Source organism: Paenibacillus sp. Dod16, from assembly GCF_049893405.1.
Taxonomy (GTDB): domain Bacteria; phylum Bacillota; class Bacilli; order Paenibacillales; family Paenibacillaceae; genus Paenibacillus_AQ.
Map to the genome: position 1 here is coordinate 92,872 of NZ_JBNDYG010000043.1, position 17,400 is coordinate 110,271.

Here is a 17,400-nt window from a genome sequence, read left to right on the forward strand (position 1 = left end):
AGACAGAAGGAGGCTTCATCGTTATGAATATAGCTGAACATAGATTGCTGGTCGCAGCGCTAGGCGGCGTTAATGAAATTGGTAAGAACATGTACTTCATTCAGTATGATCAAGATATCGTGGTCATTGATTGCGGTTCCAAGTTCCCAGACGAAAACCTGCCCGGCATTGATTTAATTGTGCCTGACTTCACCTATTTGCTGGACCATGCGGATAAAGTCAAAGCTCTTATTGTCACACACGGACATGAGGACCATATCGGAGGGATACCTTATTTACTGAAGCAGCTCCCGATCCCTGTGTATGGGACGAAGCTCACGATTGAGCTGATTAAAATCAAGCTGAAAGAGCATCGCCTTCTGCGTGATTCCGAGCTCCACACGATTGATGCAAATTCCACCATTGAAGCGGGCGCCATCCATGCCTCTTTTTTTTCGACCAGCCACAGCATTCCGGACTGCGTGGGTATCGTCTTTCAGACGCCAGAAGGCAATGTTGTCCACACGGGGGATTTTAAATTTGACATGTCTCCTGTGAAGGGACCATATCCGGATCTGCATCGGATGGCTGATATCGGCAAGCAGGGGGTAAAGGTGTTATTATCCGAAAGCACAAACGCCGAGAGACCGGGATTTACGCCTTCGGAACGTCTCGTTGGCGGACATATCCTGGAAGCATTCGCACAGGCAAAACAGCAGGTATTCATCTCTACGTTTGCGTCGAACGTGAACCGTGTTCAGCAGATCATCGATGCCGCCGCTGAAACAGGGCGAAAGCTCATTCTGCTCGGCCGCAGCATGGTGAATGTCGTCACCGTATCCAAGGAGCATGGCTACTTAAATATCCCCGATGACTTACTCATTGATGCAGGCGACAGCGAGCGTTATCCACCGGACAAAATTGCCGTCCTGTGCACGGGGAGTCAAGGGGAACCTATGGCAGCTTTATCACGATTGGCCAACTCCAAGCATCCCCATATCGAGATTTTGCCCGGCGATACCGTCATCATTGCTGCAGGAGCCATACCTGGAAATGAGCGGAACCTGGCTCATGTGATCGATAACTTGTACGTGCTGGGTGCTCAGGTCATCTACGGGTCCGGATCAGCTTCAGGGATGCACGTATCCGGGCATGGCAGCCAAGAAGAGTTGAAATTAATGCTCACCTTGATGAAACCGGATTATTTGATTCCTGTTCATGGTGAATTCCGAATGCTGTATCAGCATCGTCAGCTGGCGGAATCCGTGGGGATCCCTAATGAGAATGTGTTCATCATTCAGAATGGCGACACGATCCAAATCCAGCAGGGAATGGCCTCCTTAGGTCCAAAAATCCCTTCAGGCAACAGCCTGGTGGACGGATTGATGATCGGGAACGTGGGCAACATCGTTTTGCGGGACCGTAGACAGCTGTCATCGGACGGGATGCTCATTATCGTAACCACGCTCAGCAAAACGGAAAAGCAGATGGTAGCGAAGCCTGAGCTCATATCCAGAGGTTTCATCTTCGTGAAAGATTCGGAGGAATTTATGGGGCAAATCCACGATATCGTCATGTCTTCCATGAAGGATTTAACGGAAACCGGGTCCACCCAATGGAATCTGATCAAGCAGACCTTGAAAGATCATGTCGGGAAATTCATATACAGCGAGACAAAGAGAAGGCCGATGATTCTGCCCATCATTATCGAGGTATAAGCCTTTTGAATTATAAAAAAAGCACAGCCTATTTCAGGCTGTGCTTTTTTCAGTGAGATTCGAAACATGGTCGTTGTAGGCATACACCCGGATGCGGGCCGCTGCATACACTGCCGATAAGGAATCGCTGAAGGTGTTGTTCTTCCGTTCACGTCTGTGAAAAAAAGAATAACACATAATCCGGATTCGTCCACATAACCATTTACAGAATGGACATGAACGTCTTGTCCGATTACCGGAATGGATCCGGTTATTAACGAAAGGAGGAGGATCGGTTTGTCATCCACCCCAGAAGGGAAATGGACAGCGGAGCATGGAAAATGGGCTAAACGAAAGTTCAGATTTACGCGCAATGACTGGATGGGCTATCTATTCAGCGCCCCTCTCATTATCGGAGTCATCGTGTTTGCCATTTATCCTATGTTCGCCGCACTGTTTATGAGTTTTCATCAGACATCCGGGCTCAATTTATCCGGCACCTGGGTGGGCCTGAGCAACTACCAATACGCATTAGAAGATTCCTTATTTTGGCAAGCGCTTTCAAATACGTTTGTCATGGGGATATGGTCTGTACTGCTTGGAATCGCACTATCATTTGTTTTAGCGAGCTTAATTAATAATCTGAAATGGCATCTGGGACGTAATTTTTTCAAAGCGGTATACTTTCTGCCCAATGTCGTGTCAGGCGTTGCTACAAGCTTGTTGTTCTCCTTCTTGTTTTTTCCGTCCAAGGAAGGGCTGATCAACTTTGTGATTGGTTTGTTCGGCCTTGATCCAGTCGGCTGGTTCACGAACCCGGAAGTGGCCCGTTACAGTATCGTGCTCATGAGTTTATGGGGCGCGCTTGGGTATAACACCATTATTTTTCTGGCTGGTTTGCAGAGCGTTCCGCGTGATCTGTATGAAGCTGCAGAGGTGGATGGAGCCGGCACCTACCGAAAATGGTGGTATATTACGATTCCATACTTGCGTCCAATCTTTGTTTTCATGCTCATCATGGGAACCATCGGCGGAATGAAACGGTTTACGGATGTATGGTTAATCGGCGGAACCGCTGGCAATCCGGGGGGAAGCTTGATGACCGTGGTGCTGTATATTTACCGAAATGCGTTTCTCTCTTCGCAGATGGGGCTGGCTACGGCCGTATCCTATCTGTTATTCGTCATCATACTCATCCTAACCGTGTTCCTCATGCTGCTCAACCGCCGCAAAGACAGTTTGGACTAATGCCATTATCCATGATTCGGGTCCGTAGGGGAACCTTATTCCAGAAGACAGGAGGTTAACTATGAGCAGTTCTGCCTTACCCAAAGAGCCTGTGCGCCGTAAACGAATTACACTTCAACAGTTGATCCTAACGCTGGTTCTGTTGGTAGGTTCATTCATCATGATTGTGCCATTCTTATGGATGCTGGTAACGAGCTTCGATTGGGCTGCACGATTAAATATTTCATTCCCACCGAAAATATGGCCGGAGGAGCCGTCGATTCGAACATATGAAGCCGCCTTCACCAACATCAATATGTTCCGATATATCGGCAACTCCACGCTTGTAAGTGCAGGGGTCATCATTATCAGCTCGTTGTCTGCACTATTATCCGGTTATGCCTTATCCAAGCTTCGCTTCAAAGGAGCAAACTTCGTCCTGCTGCTGGCGCTAAGCACGATGATGATTCCGTTCGAAATGACGATGATTCCGCAGTATTTGCTGTTCAGCAAACTCGGACTGGTCGACAACTACCTGGCTTTTTATTTGCCGGCCATGAACTATGCGTTCGGTACCTTTTTAGCCAAAGCCTTCTTCGATCAATTACCCAGCAGTCTAAGGGAGGCGGCCGTTCTGGATGGCGCCAAGGAAATCACCGTATTCAGCCGGGTTTATCTGCCTCTGTGCACGCCCATTATCGCCACCATGGTCATTCTGCTGTTCTTAGGCGTATGGAACGATATGCTGTGGCCGCTGCTGATCCTGAAATCGGCTGCCAAGTACACCATCCAGATTGGATTGGCCATGTTTACGTATAACAACGGTATTAATCAACAGCCATCCATTATTATGGCGGCCACGACTACGAGCCTCATTCCGGTTATCGTCGTTTATATGTTCCTGCAGCGTTATATTATCGAGAGCATTGCGCTATCTGGTATCAAGCAATAATTCAGAATAAAGCTAAATTTATGCGGGGGTGTTGATGTGATGAAAAAAGCTGTACTGCTAATCCTGTCATTCGTGCTGGTGTTTACATTGGCCGCTTGTTCAGGCAGTTCGGGAAAAGATGTAACAGGCGGCGTTACAATTGAAAAAGTATCGGATATGAAAGGAACGGTTCGCGTTGCGCTGGCAGGTTGGCAGCTGGATAACGGAATTGATGCGCTGACAGGTAACCCGACCATCGGACTCAACGAATATTTGGATAAAACGTTCAAAAAAATGTATCCGAACATCAAGCTGGAGGTTTATCAAATTCCTTGGGAGAACGTAAAAGCCAAACAAACGGCCATGCTGCTCTCCGGCGATGCGGATGTCTTGTATACTGGCGGAGCCTTTGCATCGCAATGGTACCAGGAAGGGCTTCTGCGTGATCTGGACGACTTGATTGAAAAGGATACTTCGTTTGACCCGAGCATTTATCTGGAAGGCATTATGAACAACTCCTACAGCACCAAGTCGCCCGATGGAAGCAAGCAGTTTGGGATTCCTGCCGTTCTTGGCCGCCGGATGACCATTTATGATAAGAAGCTGTTTGAAGACTGGGGTGTTGAAACACTGTCGGCACAGCCAGGACCGGATGAAATTCTGGAGAAAGCCAAGCAAATGACCGGCAAAAACCCGAAAACCGGTGAAGACAATTTCGGTCTGTATTGGAGCGGCAATTCATTAAATGGTTCCACCTTTGTTGCATTAACCCTTGCTTATGGCGCCAAAGGAGCGGAAGGATCGCTGAAAGATATCAAGAACATTAAATGGCACTTGAATTCACCGGAGATGGTCAAAGTGCTGGAATGGCTGAAAGAAGCCGCACAACTGCCGCCGGCAGGATTCGTGAATGCCCAGGGAGCTGAGAACTTCGGTCTGGAGAAGAACAATATCGCCATTGCCCTTGATTCCACCGGCGGCTCTACGATGAGTGAATACCGATCGAAGCAGAATAAAGAGCTGCTGGACCGATTTGAGCCTGTGCTGAACATGGGGCCTAAAGGCGAAGGCTGGGTTGCGGTTGACCCGTTCATCATGGCGAAGAATGCGAAAGATGTGGATGCGTCATGGGAAGTGTTAAAGTTTTTGACCAGCTACATGACGCAAAAATATATGTATGAAAACTTCTCCAGTACTCCGACACTTAAAAACGCTGATTTCGTAACGCCGGAAGACAAATTTGTGAAGAAAGCACTCGAAATCGCAGATGTTGGCCACTCGGAGCTCATGGATGAAGCCAATCCGTTCTATATGAGCGATATCGCTCCAGCCATTAACGGATTTATAAGCCAGGCTGCATCCGGAAACGCACCGGATATTCAGAAGTTTCTGGATGATCTGCAGGCTCGTGCTGAGAAATGGTCGGCAAATCTGAAGTAAATCAGGAGGGGACTGCACTGGGTGCGATTTGGCGTGGTTGTAACGTAAAGTCTACGGAATCGCGGGTTTTCCACCGCATGAGAAGACTTTAGAAAACCTTAGGTAATCCTATCCCTGCAGAGACGGGCCTAATCATGATGATTATATGAGTCAAACAACACAATATATTCCAGTATTATGTAAAACGTGCATGATCTCGATGCTGCCCGGAAAAAAACCGACCTATATGGCCGGTTTTTTTTGTGATATTTGGTATGTAGACCGGAATAAGGCGATCATGGAGTTCAAAGCGAATAAAATAGATATTGAAATCACACATAAAATAACAATAAATGGTAAATGATAAGAATATAGAAGGGAGGCAACGTAAAATAACAAGGACAACAATTTTCAGGAAGTACTAGTGATGATGTGATGAAAGAAAAAACAATAGATAAACATAATCCAGGTAATGATCAAAAAAAACTAAATCAACAATCTAGACGGTGTAGCAAAAAAACTTATTATAAATGAATCTGGATGATCACACGAAATTAAGATTTAGTGAAAAACGTTCAAAACGATCGAGGCGATGATCGATATTTATGATGATTGATTAAAGCTAGGATTTAAGTGCAATTCAAGTGAGACTTAATCGAATGATGAAAAATTTGAGTGAAAAAATAAAACCAACCGAATAGTTGATTAGAAACGGAAGAGAACGATGACAAAGTTGAGTATAAGTAATAATTGTAGGATTTAAGCAAAATATCAGAAAAATTGTACAGTAACATAAAACTCCAAACTTTATGCCATGTGACAACCCAGTCATATCGGCATTTGTTTGATTCAAAGTTCGTATTTCAGGGTTACCGACGGTAACGCGAAAATGCGAACTTTTTCGTTTTATAACATGCAATTGCAAACTTTTTCGAGAAGTCGTACAATTGGAATAGATTACTAGATTTATAGAAATCGGAGACTAAAATATGGACAATAAATACACCCCCATAATTAAGTTCAAGCAAACCCGGTACGGTAGTAACCATTGGATTGGCTTTAGCCCAAAACTAAAAAGAGATGTCAATTTATATAGTGATTTAGAGTATGCCAATTGGATATACGTAGAAACTAACCCGTATATAATTACCTTCTGTGAGCAACCGGTAAAAGCACATTCAATCGTCGATGGAAAAATAAAGACCTCGATCATTGATATGTGGATTCGGCGAATCGATGGTTCTGAAGCTTATATTGAGGTCAAATATTCAAATGATATAGACCCCAATAATCCAAAGAATAACAAAACGCTGAAACAGATATTATGCCAAAAGCAATGGTGTGAGGAAAATGGTTATGAGCATATTGTTCACACTGAAAAGTTCTTATACGAGAATTCATATTTTATTGAAAATATGAAGATCATCCTTACACATGTGCGAGATAGTCCATTCCCTGACGAATTAAAGTTAAAACGCTTGCAAAATGTATTGAGCCATAGAAAGACAACAATTAGAAGTATTAAAAACGAAATAGATAACCAACCATGGGTCGCTGCCGCGATTTATCATTTGATTTTCGCTGGTTTATGGCGTGGCGAATTAAAGAGTGCACCGCTTACAGATCTTACGGAGGTTGAATGCAATGAGCAGAAGGAAAGTTGAACAGTTTAGTAATACCAACGAAATTAACCCCAAAAATTGGGCGTCGGTCTTGGAAGATGCCTTGATTCCCGATAAGAAAGAGATATTTTTAAAAAGAAAACGTGCTATAGACCTTTACTTTGATGAAGAAAGTTTGGATGTAATAAAAAATGAAACGGGAGTAGTACGATCAGAACTTTACCGTTTCCTTGAGCGTTGCTTCACTTTAGACCCTAACGGCCAAGAATGGGGATACCGTGCATTAATTCCTCGCAAGAGAGTCGAAAATGAGGAGGAATCGGGTCCATTCCAGTTGTTTTTAGCCAAGTATCCAACGATAAAAGATCATATCGATGAATGGTTCCTGAACCGAAAAAGAAAAAATCTGCAGCCCATAAAAGGATTAAAAGAAATCCACGCTGATTTCGTCAGGTTGTGCAGGGAATCAAACATCCCTAGCTCCGAATATCCAATGAATACGAAAACGGTTTCACGACAGTCGTTGTATCGATATTTGAAATCTCTTGAAGCAATGAATTTTTATCAAGCCTCTAAACGTTATGGCGATGAGGGTGCAAGAAAAATTAAATCCGATCCCTCAAAAAGAAACACTGCTACGCCTCAGATATATCGTCCCTACCAAAGAGTGCAGTTTGACGGTCACCGTATTGATGCAATGTTCACCATACATTTTACTACGCCTATTGGAGATCAGATTACTGAGATTTTGGAGCGTTTATGGCTGCTTGCCATTATCGATGAGCCAACACGAGCTATCCTAGGCTACCACATAAGTTACGGAGCTGAATATAGCAGTTACGACGTATTAAAATGCATAGAAAATGCGATTATTCCTTGGAAACCTATTCAATTTTCAATTTCAGGGATTTCTTATCCTAAAGGCGCCGGTTTCCCATCCGGTCTTATTGAACAGGCAAAATGGGCGGTATGGGACGAATTTTTAGTTGATAACGGACAAGCGAACCTAGCTACTATAGTCAAAAAAACGATTACTGAAAAAGTTGGCGCTCACATGAATCCTGGTCCGGTAGAAATGCCGGAAAGGCGGGGAATTATCGAACGATTCTTTAAAAAATTAGAGGAAAATGGGTTCCATCGTTTTCCTAATACCACAGGAAGCAATCCCGATGATCCGCGGCGGCGGGACCCTGAAAAAAATGCCCGCCGGTTCGACATAACTGTAAAAGATCTTGAGGAAATCACAGAAGTTATTATTGCTGATTATAACAACACGCCTCATCATGCGTTATATGGTTTAACACCATTGGAAGCCATGAGACAACGCATGGAAAAAGGGTTACCGGTTCGGTATTTAAAAGAAGAATATCGTGATGAATATACTTTTGTCTCATTAAAAATAACACGAAAAGTAAATGGAAGTATTAAACATGGCAGGCGACCCTATATCAATTATGAGGGCGCTGAGTATACGAATGAGATCCTTGCCCGAATGTTTGATTTAGCCGGTGAACAGTTGCATTTAGTTGTAAACATTAATGATTTGCGTTATGTCAAAGCATTCTTCGAAGATGGAAGTGAATTTGGTATCCTTACGGCATCAGGAAAATGGGGCTTAACCCCCCACACACTCCAAATGCGAAAACAAATTAATAAATTAAAAAATGACCGTATTCTAGAATTTGGTTATAACGATGACCCGGTTCAAATTTATTTAAATTATTTGTCTGAAAAAGCAACAACAAATAAAAAGGACCGAAACAAGTTGGCAGCAGCGCAGAAGCACCAAAAAGACTTTGAAGATAAACCGCTGCAAAATCCAACTGAACCGGAACCTCCAACTCCTAAACCTGATCATAACATTGTAAAGGCTCAGCAGCCGAAGAAAGTAGAAAAGAAGAGTGGCGAACCAATAGACAGAAAAGAGCCACCAAGTAAATTAAGAAAAACAATACTATATTAACGGGGGTGTAGAATGAAAGCGCTCAAAAACTCAATAAATCCTGGTGATGAGATCATCCGTCCCTTTGTCCCCGCAGGCACTCATCCAATCGAGACAGGTCGATACTTAATTGGAACGGAAGAGATAAACCGCTTGTATGAAGTAGTGACCCAATGGATAGAGAATCGCTCTCCAGGGGGAATCATTTATGGCCGCCCTAGACTCGGCAAAAGTCGCGCCATATCGTTTTTGATGCATATCTTGCCGGCTGATTATAATAATCGTCTTAGTATATATGACTTGAGCAGCTACCAAAGTAAATCTCCGACTGAGCGATCATTCTATGAGGATCTTCTATCTGGAGTTGGCCACGATTTAGCTTTTAAAGGTTCGACCTCCGAAAAAAGGGTTCGTCTTACCCGATATTTAATCGAACAGGGCATTCGGCTGGAAAATCGACGGATTGTTTTTTTCATGGATGATGCTCAACGATTGAGCGAGCTTCAATACAATTGTCTGATGGATATTTACAATGATTTGGACAAAGCAGGGATTCAACTGACAGTTATATTGGTAGGACAACCGGAACTTATCCATCAAAGATCGGCTTTTATCCGTACGAAGAAGACGCAAATTGTAGGACGATTCATGTCACAGGATCACGAGTTTACAGGCATTCAAAATCTTGAAGACCTCAAATATTGTTTAACCAGTTTCGACCAGGAGTCTGAATATCCCATTGGTTCAGGTTGGAGTTTTACACGTAATTATTTTCCAGAAGCTTTTAATGATGGACATCGACTTGAGAATGAAGTGACGAATTTGTTTGAATTGCTTAAAGAGTGCGCATCCTCTGCGGGTTTACGTAAAATCGACATTCCGATGCAATACCTAATGCTAACGATAGAATATGTCTATAAACGATTTGGCGCAAATACTGGTAATTACTGGCCGACAATTGAACAATGGAGGAGGGCAATTGAATCCTCTGGCTACATAACGGCTGAACTTTTGCATGAATCTGTAATCAAGAAATAGGGGGTTGGAGGAATGGGCAAGATCTTTGTTCTTCCGACATTTCATGCCACAGCGAGAATAAAAAACAATTATTGTTGGAATGAAAATTGGGTTCACGAATTTGAATCACCATGGAGTCTTTTCGAGAAATTTAAGTATGCAAACACGGTCAAAGACAGGGATGTCCTTGAAATTTTTGGAACAGAGGAAATAAAGAATAAAAAAGTGCTTAGACGCACTAAGAATAACTCCAATTTATATTCTTTGTCTGGCTTTGACAATTTGCGCTTGGCTGAGGTGTTTGGCCATGATTTCAAACAGACTAATGAAGAAAATATAAAGAACATAATTAATACCCTGCCACGCAGAACGGGGCAGTATCTAAGGGATCATTTATGTATTTGCAACGAATGCATGAAATTCGGATACCACAGCATCCTTCATCAATTTAAATTAATTCATAACTGCCCTATTCATAATGAACCATTAATTCAAAGATGCCCAGGTTGCGATCATACCTTTAATTACGAACTTAGCGACGAGCATTTTGCAAGTCCTTTCCAGTGTGAGTGCGGCTATGAATTTTTGAATACCAGTTTTCCTTTTGAACAATGGAATCATAATAACCTTGATATTGTTAATGATGACGTGCAAAAGTGGTTGCATTTGATCCCTGAGGAGAAATCAATTCTTGGGGATTTGATTTTGTTCGAAGCCCTTGATGAAGAACAATATCCTGATATGTTAAACAATATATTATCCGTGATTTTGAATGAAGATGAATCTCATAATAATCACGTGATATTACGGTCGACAAAAAATATTTTGCGATACGGAAACAACCTAAACAAATACTTGGAATTAGAGTCTGCCATAAATGAAAATCACTCTTTACGGAATGAAAAATGGTACGATCGATTTCAATACAAAATTCACGACGAGATATATTGGAGTACGGTGGCTACTATCAAAGGTATCGCAAGTCGATTGAGAAAAACAGTAATGAAAGACCACCGGCAGTGTATAAAAGATTTCAGATACAAGGATGAACCGTATTGTCCGTATGCATATGCTTATGTCTTCTGGAGAAAATTTAGCGAGAACTATAAAACCTATTGGGAGATTGATAACGGCTATCGTCCACGTCGTTCTACGGATAATCTTTTTCCAAAATTTTGTTCAGACACTGATCATGAAGAGTTACTGCACATTATTGAAAGTTGGAATGGAGGTTCCCATCTTAGGAAGTACAAACATCTTGCGGCCACGAAGTGGATCATTAACATGGTTGTCATGCACATCTCGCTAAACCATTTTAGAAATTGGATTCGCGTTGCGGATCATGAAACAAGGTTGAGAAGTTCAAGCGAAATCCATAACCAACTATGTATGGACACGTCGTATCAGCCATTTCAGTATAATAACCTTCCCTTTTTCTTGATTAAAGTACCAAATGAAGAGAAAGGGGAGAAGGTAATCGAATTTCACTACTGGATGAATAGTAAACATACCATTCAATACGAAAGACTGATCTGTCGAAACAGACCGGGGGCTTATGGGGTATACCAGCAAAGCTGACGCCACCCGAAAAGTATATGGAAAATAATATTTATCAAGAGATAGCTTAAAAAGAGGGTGGGAAATGGGCTTTAAGCTAACCAACGTAGGATATGCAAAATGAAAAATACACGCCGTTTTCAGCGTATATTTTTCATTTTGATGGAGCATCATGAATCAAATGAATTTCTTTCAAATAACCGTCAGTATAAGGTTCTCAGCGCTTCGACGGTAAAAGGTTTCAATTCGTCGAATCGACCGTTCCGTATTTTCATGGCCCACCCTGGGTCTACCAACAACGATCGCCCCACGGCGACCAGATCAAATTCGTTGCGCACGAGTCTTTCGATCAAGCCATCAAGGTCGCTAAACTGAGTCACTTGGCCGGGAGCGAAGGAACTCATGAATTCTTCGTCCAAGCCTACCGATCCTACGGTAATGGTCGGCCGTCCGGTCAATGCTCTGACCCATCCCGCCAAATTCAGGTCTGAGCCCTCGAATTCCGGTTCCCAGAATCGCCGGGTCGAACAATGGTAAACGTCAACGCCCGCGGCTGTTAGCGGCTCTAATAATGACGCCAATTGCTCCGGCGTCTGCGCCAGCTTGGCGGTGTAGTTCGAGGTTTTCCATTGAGAAATTCGAAGTCCGATAGGAAAGTCGGGACCAACGGCATTCCTAACGGAGCGAATGATTTCTACGGCGAATCGCGTTCGTCTCCCGAAGCTATCTCCACCGTATCGGTCTGATCTTTGGTTGGTTTGCTTCCAGAAAAATTGATCGATCAAATAACCGTGCGCGCCATGGATTTCGATACCGTCGAATCCGAGTAACTTCGCGTCGGCAGCAGCTTGAGCGAATGCCTCGATGACGGAATGGATATCCGTTTCGGTCATAGGTGCGGTTACCAGATTGCCGGACAGATCGATACCAGACGGTCCTATAGGGAGGGATTCCGGATTCGGAGGACTCCCGACTTTCCGAGTCATGCCGACATGCCATAATTGAGCGAAGATGAGACCGCCCGCTGCATGTACTTGCTCTACGACGGAGGACCAGCCTTTCAAAGCAGGACCGTAGAATTGGGGGACGTTCGGATCCTCAGCGGACGAGAGATGGTTAATGACAGTTCCTTCCGTTATGATCAGACCTACCCCGTTCTCGGCTCGGCGCCGGTAATACTGGGCAACATCAGGACCTGGTATGCCGTTCGGAGAGAACGATCTGGTCATTGGTGCCATGACGATTCGATTCGGTAGCGTCAGCTTGCCGATCGAGAATGGCGTAAATAAGGGTTGTACGGAAGGATGGACGGCAGAAAATACGTTCTCATTTGATTCATTGGACATGATGACTAAATCCTCCTTGTTTGATCTCAATTTTTTTCATAATTCAAGCTTTGAACCCGTGGGAGCTCTTGGTGTTTCTTCAGACCGTTTTTTTATTTTCATCGATCCGACCGTCAGAGCTGCGATTGCGCCGATGACGGATAAGCAAAGAAATAGAACAAACCCTTGTGTGATGGCATGATCCATCGCATGTGTAAAGTAGGAAACCAGATCCGGTTCAAAACGATCCTTATATCGTAACACGGTTTCGGCGTCCGGAGGATGATAGGTCGGGTCCGAATTCGGATTCAGGTTGAACCGGGTAATTGCAGTCTTGGTCGACGTTGTCATTTGAGAATTAACGATGACGGCCATAATCGAAGCACCTATCACGCCACCCATGCTGCGGTAGAAGCCGACAAGCGATGAAGATAAGCCGATGAAGCGCTCTTCAACACTGTAAACGACAGCGTTCTGGCTCAGACTGTTAAGAGGGCCGAGTACTCCTAGCCCGAGCAAGACAACCATTCCAATAAATTGCCAAAAAGGGACAGCAGGCGAAAGATTCATTAGCAAGCAAGAAACAACGATTCCGATCGCCATGTTGACCGCCATGACGGTCCGTATTTTGAAGCGAGTAAGAATAAAACCAATCAGAACCGAGCCGCTTATCATGGAAAGCATCAACGGGGTCAACAGCAAATTCAATCTGCTTTCGCCAAGTATATAATTAGTATAAAGTGGAAGGTATATCATCGCGGCGGACATAATTGCGCCTTGGCAGAGTACGACGATGCTTGTTCCTGTCACCATACGGTTTTTGAAGAGCTGCAACGGCAATAAGGGTTCCTTGGCCCGCCGTTCCACAAAGAAAAAACTTATGACCGCCAAAACCGAGACCCCGAACAAAGCAATGATCCTCCAGGAGGTCCATGCATCGTCTTTACCGCCTATTTCGAGCGCAAGCATGAAGCAGACCGTAGCGATGACAAGCAGCATGGCACCCAGCACATCGATTTTCGGTTTCGTCTCCGCCCGGGATTCCCGAAGCGTCAAGAGCAGAGCCACGAACGAGACGATACCGATCGGCATGTTGATATAGAAGACCCAACGCCAGGATAGCGTTTCCGAAATCCACGTGCCGATCTGCGGTCCCGCAATGGAAGAAAGTCCGAATACCGCACCGAATATCCCGGATAGTTTCCCCGATTCTTTCGGGTCGGTGTACAAGGTATAGATCAAGGAGAAGGAAATCGGAAAGATGCCGCCGGCTCCGATTCCTTGTATGACCCGGTAGATGCTAAGTTGCTCGATTGTCTGGGCCGTTCCGCAGAGCGCAGAGCCCAGTAGAAAGATGCCGATTGCGATCAAATACAAGGTTTTTCGCCCGAAAAGGTCGGAGAGCTTGCCGAATATCAACATCGTGCTGGCTCCGGCCAGCGCGTAGGTTGTATAAATCCAGGTGACTTTATCCAGACCGCCGATGTCGTCTATGATCATGTTGACGCTTGCCGATACGATTGTGTTATCCAGTGCGGTTAGGACCAAACCTAAAGCGATGGACATCAAGATGATGCCCTTTTTTTGTTGCACCAAGCGAATCCCCCTCTCTATTTCGACATGCAGCCACCATCAGAACATTTTTGCCGCAAGCGCCGTATTCCGGAGTCCTTCCGCAATGATCGACTGACTGCGATCGGGGTACTGATTATGACCTTCAATCACAATCGTTGTGATGTCCCGAATGCCGAACACCCGTAAGTGCTTTTTGACGAAATTGACCGCGAGTTCGTCATGTTCCCCGTACACGCCGCCCCTGGCATTTAATAGTGCAACCTTCTTGTCTGGCAATAGACCGACCATTCCTTCCGCTGTATATTTAAATGTTTTGCGAGGCTGATGCAGATAGTCCAGGTACGTATGTAAGACAGCAGGAACCGTCAAATTCCATAGAGGGAATGCAATGACAATTTTATCGGCTGCGAGAAACTGTTCTAGGTATTTACAGACAATCTGTTGCTCGGCTTCTTCTTCCTGGGTGAGCGCCATGCCCTGAGCGACTTTGTAATTTCCCGTGATCATTGTGGTCCCCAGATAGGGCAGATGTTCATGAAATAAATTCACTTCCATAATCCAATCCTGTGGATGCGATTCCTTGTAGCTTGACAAAAATGCTTCGTACATTTTCACACTGACGGCGTGCTCAATTGGGCGATTGTTCGCTTGAATAAATAACGTTGTTGTCATTTTCTTTTCCTCCGTTCACGATTAACTTTTGATGGATAAAACTTTATAAAGTATTTTATTTATAAAACAAACTTATCCATTTCCTTTGACTTTGTCAAGGCTTTTCTTTACAATGTGGAGAACGCAGTATTTGTTCGAAATACGATGTGGGAGTCGGTGATACGTTGAATAAGAAGGTTGAAACGTCTGTAACATCCACCAGAAAAGTGATTGTAACGCTGCTGAAACAGCATGGTCCTATGGATGCCGTTACGTTAGCTTCTAAATTGTCATTGACAGGGATGGCTGTACGTCAGCATTTATACGAACTACAGAAACAACAAGTCGTTGAATATGAAGAAGAGGCTCGCCCGATGGGCAGACCCGCTAAATTATGGAGGCTGACGGCCTCGGCGAACCGTTGGTTTCCTAATGGATATTTGCAATTATCGGTCGATTTGCTTCAATCGATCCGAACCACGTACGGAGAAGAAGGGTTGGAGAGAATACTCGAGGACCATAAACTTACTCAGAAGAAAAAATATCAAGAGCAATTGTCGGATGCGATAAATCTGAGGGACAGGCTTCAAAGGTTGTCCACGATCCGCATGAACGAGGGGTATTTCGCAGAAGTACAGGAGCAGGAGGATGGAAGCTACTTACTCGTACAGAAGCATTGTCCGATCATGGAGGCTGCCGCGGTATGTTCCGGTATTTGCCGGAATGAACTCGAACTCTTTCAATCGGTGCTTGGCGATAGCGTGACCGTCGAACGTGTAGAGTATCTCTTATCAGGCGGAAGCCGATGCGATTATCGAGTGACGGTAATCTAATATTAATGTTTCTAGCTGCATGCTCTAAGGCTCACAAAACGGACGGTAACATTGACTCCGAACTAATTTCAAGAACTGTAACACATAAATACGAACTAAATGAGTTAGTTTGAGGTCAATGTTATTGGAGTTCGTATTTAAATGTTACTGGACAAAAATCAGTTGGAAAACTATCTAAGGCGATTGTACTTAACATCTGTTACACAAAACTCGTATTTTGTACATATGTCGATCGGTTGATACAGGTGCCCTTTCATCTATTGCCTCTGTGCGTGTCCAACTATAAAATAAAAAAGTTTTATTGTGCTGATGTAAGCAAGCCTCCGCGAAGCTTGGCCCAAAAGTAACCCCCTCGGGCAAGCCAAAGCTGGAAATCCACAACAGCAAGCTCGTATACGCATTTCCCGTCACATGGGATCGAAGGCGTTTCTCACGTATACGTAAACGCCCGCACAGGCGCTGGCGAAGGCACTAATTACAACCTGTAACCACAACAAATTTAGGCAGTCCCACGAACATCCTCGCTGCGGGCTGCCTAGATTTTGCGTGCCAACGTTGGGTCACCACTTCCTTTTTAGTTTTTTTTACGTTTCTCCGTGACTAAAATTAAACTAACCTGCCCGTTAGCTTAATGAAATTGCATGGAAACAAAGTTAGATACTTATCTAATCGGTAATCGGCTCATGTTCTTGTCCTTTTCGGCAATCGATACAAGTTCTTGTCCTAAATATGGCTTGAGACTATTAAAATGACGTTTCTTTCTTCTGAAAAACGTTTCCCGTTAGCTTAACGGGCTACCGATCMCCCCCGCCACTTTCCCCACACATTATCCGTTGTTCAATTTCAATTATTTTATCTTCACAGCGTTTTGTAGCAGCATGATGATTAGTTTTTATTCTGTCTTGCTTTAGCCACTCTCGGTAATTGTTTCTCAAATATGGATAATACATTTGAAATCAAATGTTCGTTCGGATTTTTTATCATTGTGTTTTGACAAGAACTTGATAACATAAATATAAAAATCCGCATATTCAGCGGCTTCTAATGTTACAATGTTATTGTCACCCGACATTTTCTAATCCCCCCTCCTCTCGGGACAAGAACTTAAACCGATAAAACAAAAAAAGCCGCTTTAATAGCGACTTTCACTGGATTTTACAATCAATATTACTTTACTTTATGGTGCTAACAGCCTTGTGAAAGACATTGATGCCAGTTTCCATTGATCATCCTGTAGCACATATACCTCTGTAACAACAAATGGATTCGTCACTTCATTTCCCCCAACAACAGCAATCAGGCGTACTTTATTTAGAAGAATGGCAGTTGAGCCAATTAGCTGAACAGATGTTTCTTGAATATCTACATTTTTATAAATTATAGAACCGTTTTTAATTACATCAATTTCCTCTTTTTTAGAAAATGTAGCTCCCATGTGAACGAAAACGGCTTTTTCGTGAAAGAGATTTCTTAAATCGTCTAGTAGTCTCTCCATCATCCATTCCCATTTATTTTTTGAAAGATCTATAATTGCTTGTTCCATAGTTGTATCTCCTTTTCAATATCATTTTTTAAACCAACTTTTTTTTCAGGAACCGTAGTAATTACCGACTTAGCCCTTAGTT

General features: G+C 43.7%; 13 protein-coding genes. 9 read left to right on the plus strand and 4 right to left on the minus strand.

Features of this window, described 5'->3' with window-relative positions; all coding sequences use genetic code 11:
- The first annotated feature begins 23 nt into the window (after positions 1-23).
- The 8 genes from ACPV3A_RS28170 to ACPV3A_RS28205 all read left to right on the plus strand — a co-directional run bounded on the left by ACPV3A_RS28170 (position 24) and on the right by ACPV3A_RS28205 (position 11,412).
- On the plus strand, positions 24-1,697 hold the full coding sequence (locus ACPV3A_RS28170; protein WP_339224018.1) for a ribonuclease J: 1,674 nt from the start codon (positions 24-26) through the stop codon (positions 1,695-1,697).
- Between the two features lie 276 nt (positions 1,698-1,973).
- Positions 1,974-2,924, plus strand: coding sequence for a carbohydrate ABC transporter permease (locus tag ACPV3A_RS28175; RefSeq protein ID WP_216531627.1), 951 nt, complete (start codon positions 1,974-1,976; stop codon positions 2,922-2,924).
- 61 nt (positions 2,925-2,985) lie between these two features.
- The gene (locus ACPV3A_RS28180; RefSeq protein WP_071220686.1) at positions 2,986-3,855 is read left to right on the plus strand and encodes a carbohydrate ABC transporter permease; all 870 of its coding nucleotides are present in this window, start codon (positions 2,986-2,988) and stop codon (positions 3,853-3,855) included.
- A gap of 39 nt (positions 3,856-3,894) precedes the next feature.
- Positions 3,895-5,274: an extracellular solute-binding protein gene (locus ACPV3A_RS28185; RefSeq protein ID WP_339224021.1), complete on the plus strand. Its 1,380-nt coding sequence runs from the start codon at positions 3,895-3,897 to the stop codon at positions 5,272-5,274.
- Between the two features lie 968 nt (positions 5,275-6,242).
- Positions 6,243-6,917, plus strand: a complete 675-nt coding sequence (locus ACPV3A_RS28190) for a TnsA endonuclease N-terminal domain-containing protein (RefSeq protein WP_426202742.1) — start codon at positions 6,243-6,245, stop codon at positions 6,915-6,917.
- Positions 6,898-8,838, plus strand: coding sequence for a hypothetical protein (locus ACPV3A_RS28195; protein ID WP_426202744.1), 1,941 nt, complete (start codon positions 6,898-6,900; stop codon positions 8,836-8,838). Before ACPV3A_RS28190 ends, ACPV3A_RS28195 begins: the two co-directional genes overlap by 20 nt.
- Before the next feature lie 12 nt (positions 8,839-8,850).
- The gene (locus ACPV3A_RS28200; protein WP_426202746.1) at positions 8,851-9,855 is read left to right on the plus strand and encodes an ATP-binding protein; all 1,005 of its coding nucleotides are present in this window, start codon (positions 8,851-8,853) and stop codon (positions 9,853-9,855) included.
- Positions 9,856-9,867: 12 nt separating this feature from the next.
- A complete protein-coding gene (locus tag ACPV3A_RS28205) occupies positions 9,868-11,412 on the plus strand; it encodes a hypothetical protein (RefSeq protein WP_426202748.1) in 1,545 nt (514 codons plus the stop codon).
- 182 nt (positions 11,413-11,594) lie between these two features.
- On the opposite strand, the gene ACPV3A_RS28210 is transcribed toward ACPV3A_RS28205, so the two are convergent.
- The 3 genes from ACPV3A_RS28210 to ACPV3A_RS28220 are packed head-to-tail and all read right to left on the minus strand — an operon-like array spanning position 11,595 to position 14,963.
- Positions 11,595-12,737, minus strand: a complete 1,143-nt coding sequence (locus tag ACPV3A_RS28210) for an NADH:flavin oxidoreductase (protein ID WP_426202750.1) — start codon at positions 12,735-12,737, stop codon at positions 11,595-11,597.
- Positions 12,738-12,773: 36 nt separating this feature from the next.
- A complete protein-coding gene (locus ACPV3A_RS28215) occupies positions 12,774-14,309 on the minus strand; it encodes a DHA2 family efflux MFS transporter permease subunit (protein ID WP_426202753.1) in 1,536 nt (511 codons plus the stop codon).
- 39 nt (positions 14,310-14,348) lie between these two features.
- Positions 14,349-14,963 carry an FMN-dependent NADH-azoreductase gene (locus tag ACPV3A_RS28220; protein ID WP_426202756.1) on the minus strand — a complete coding sequence of 205 codons (615 nt, stop codon included), beginning with the start codon at positions 14,961-14,963 and terminating at the stop codon, positions 14,349-14,351.
- A gap of 164 nt (positions 14,964-15,127) precedes the next feature.
- Here ACPV3A_RS28220 and ACPV3A_RS28225 point away from each other — a divergent pair, with 164 nt between their 5' ends.
- Positions 15,128-15,775, plus strand: coding sequence for a helix-turn-helix transcriptional regulator (locus ACPV3A_RS28225; RefSeq protein WP_426202759.1), 648 nt, complete (start codon positions 15,128-15,130; stop codon positions 15,773-15,775).
- A 1,177-nt stretch (positions 15,776-16,952) separates the two neighbouring features.
- Here the strand turns inward: ACPV3A_RS28225 and ACPV3A_RS28230 are convergent.
- Positions 16,953-17,318 carry a nuclear transport factor 2 family protein gene (locus tag ACPV3A_RS28230; protein ID WP_426202761.1) on the minus strand — a complete coding sequence of 122 codons (366 nt, stop codon included), beginning with the start codon at positions 17,316-17,318 and terminating at the stop codon, positions 16,953-16,955.
- Positions 17,319-17,400: the final 82 nt, after the last annotated feature.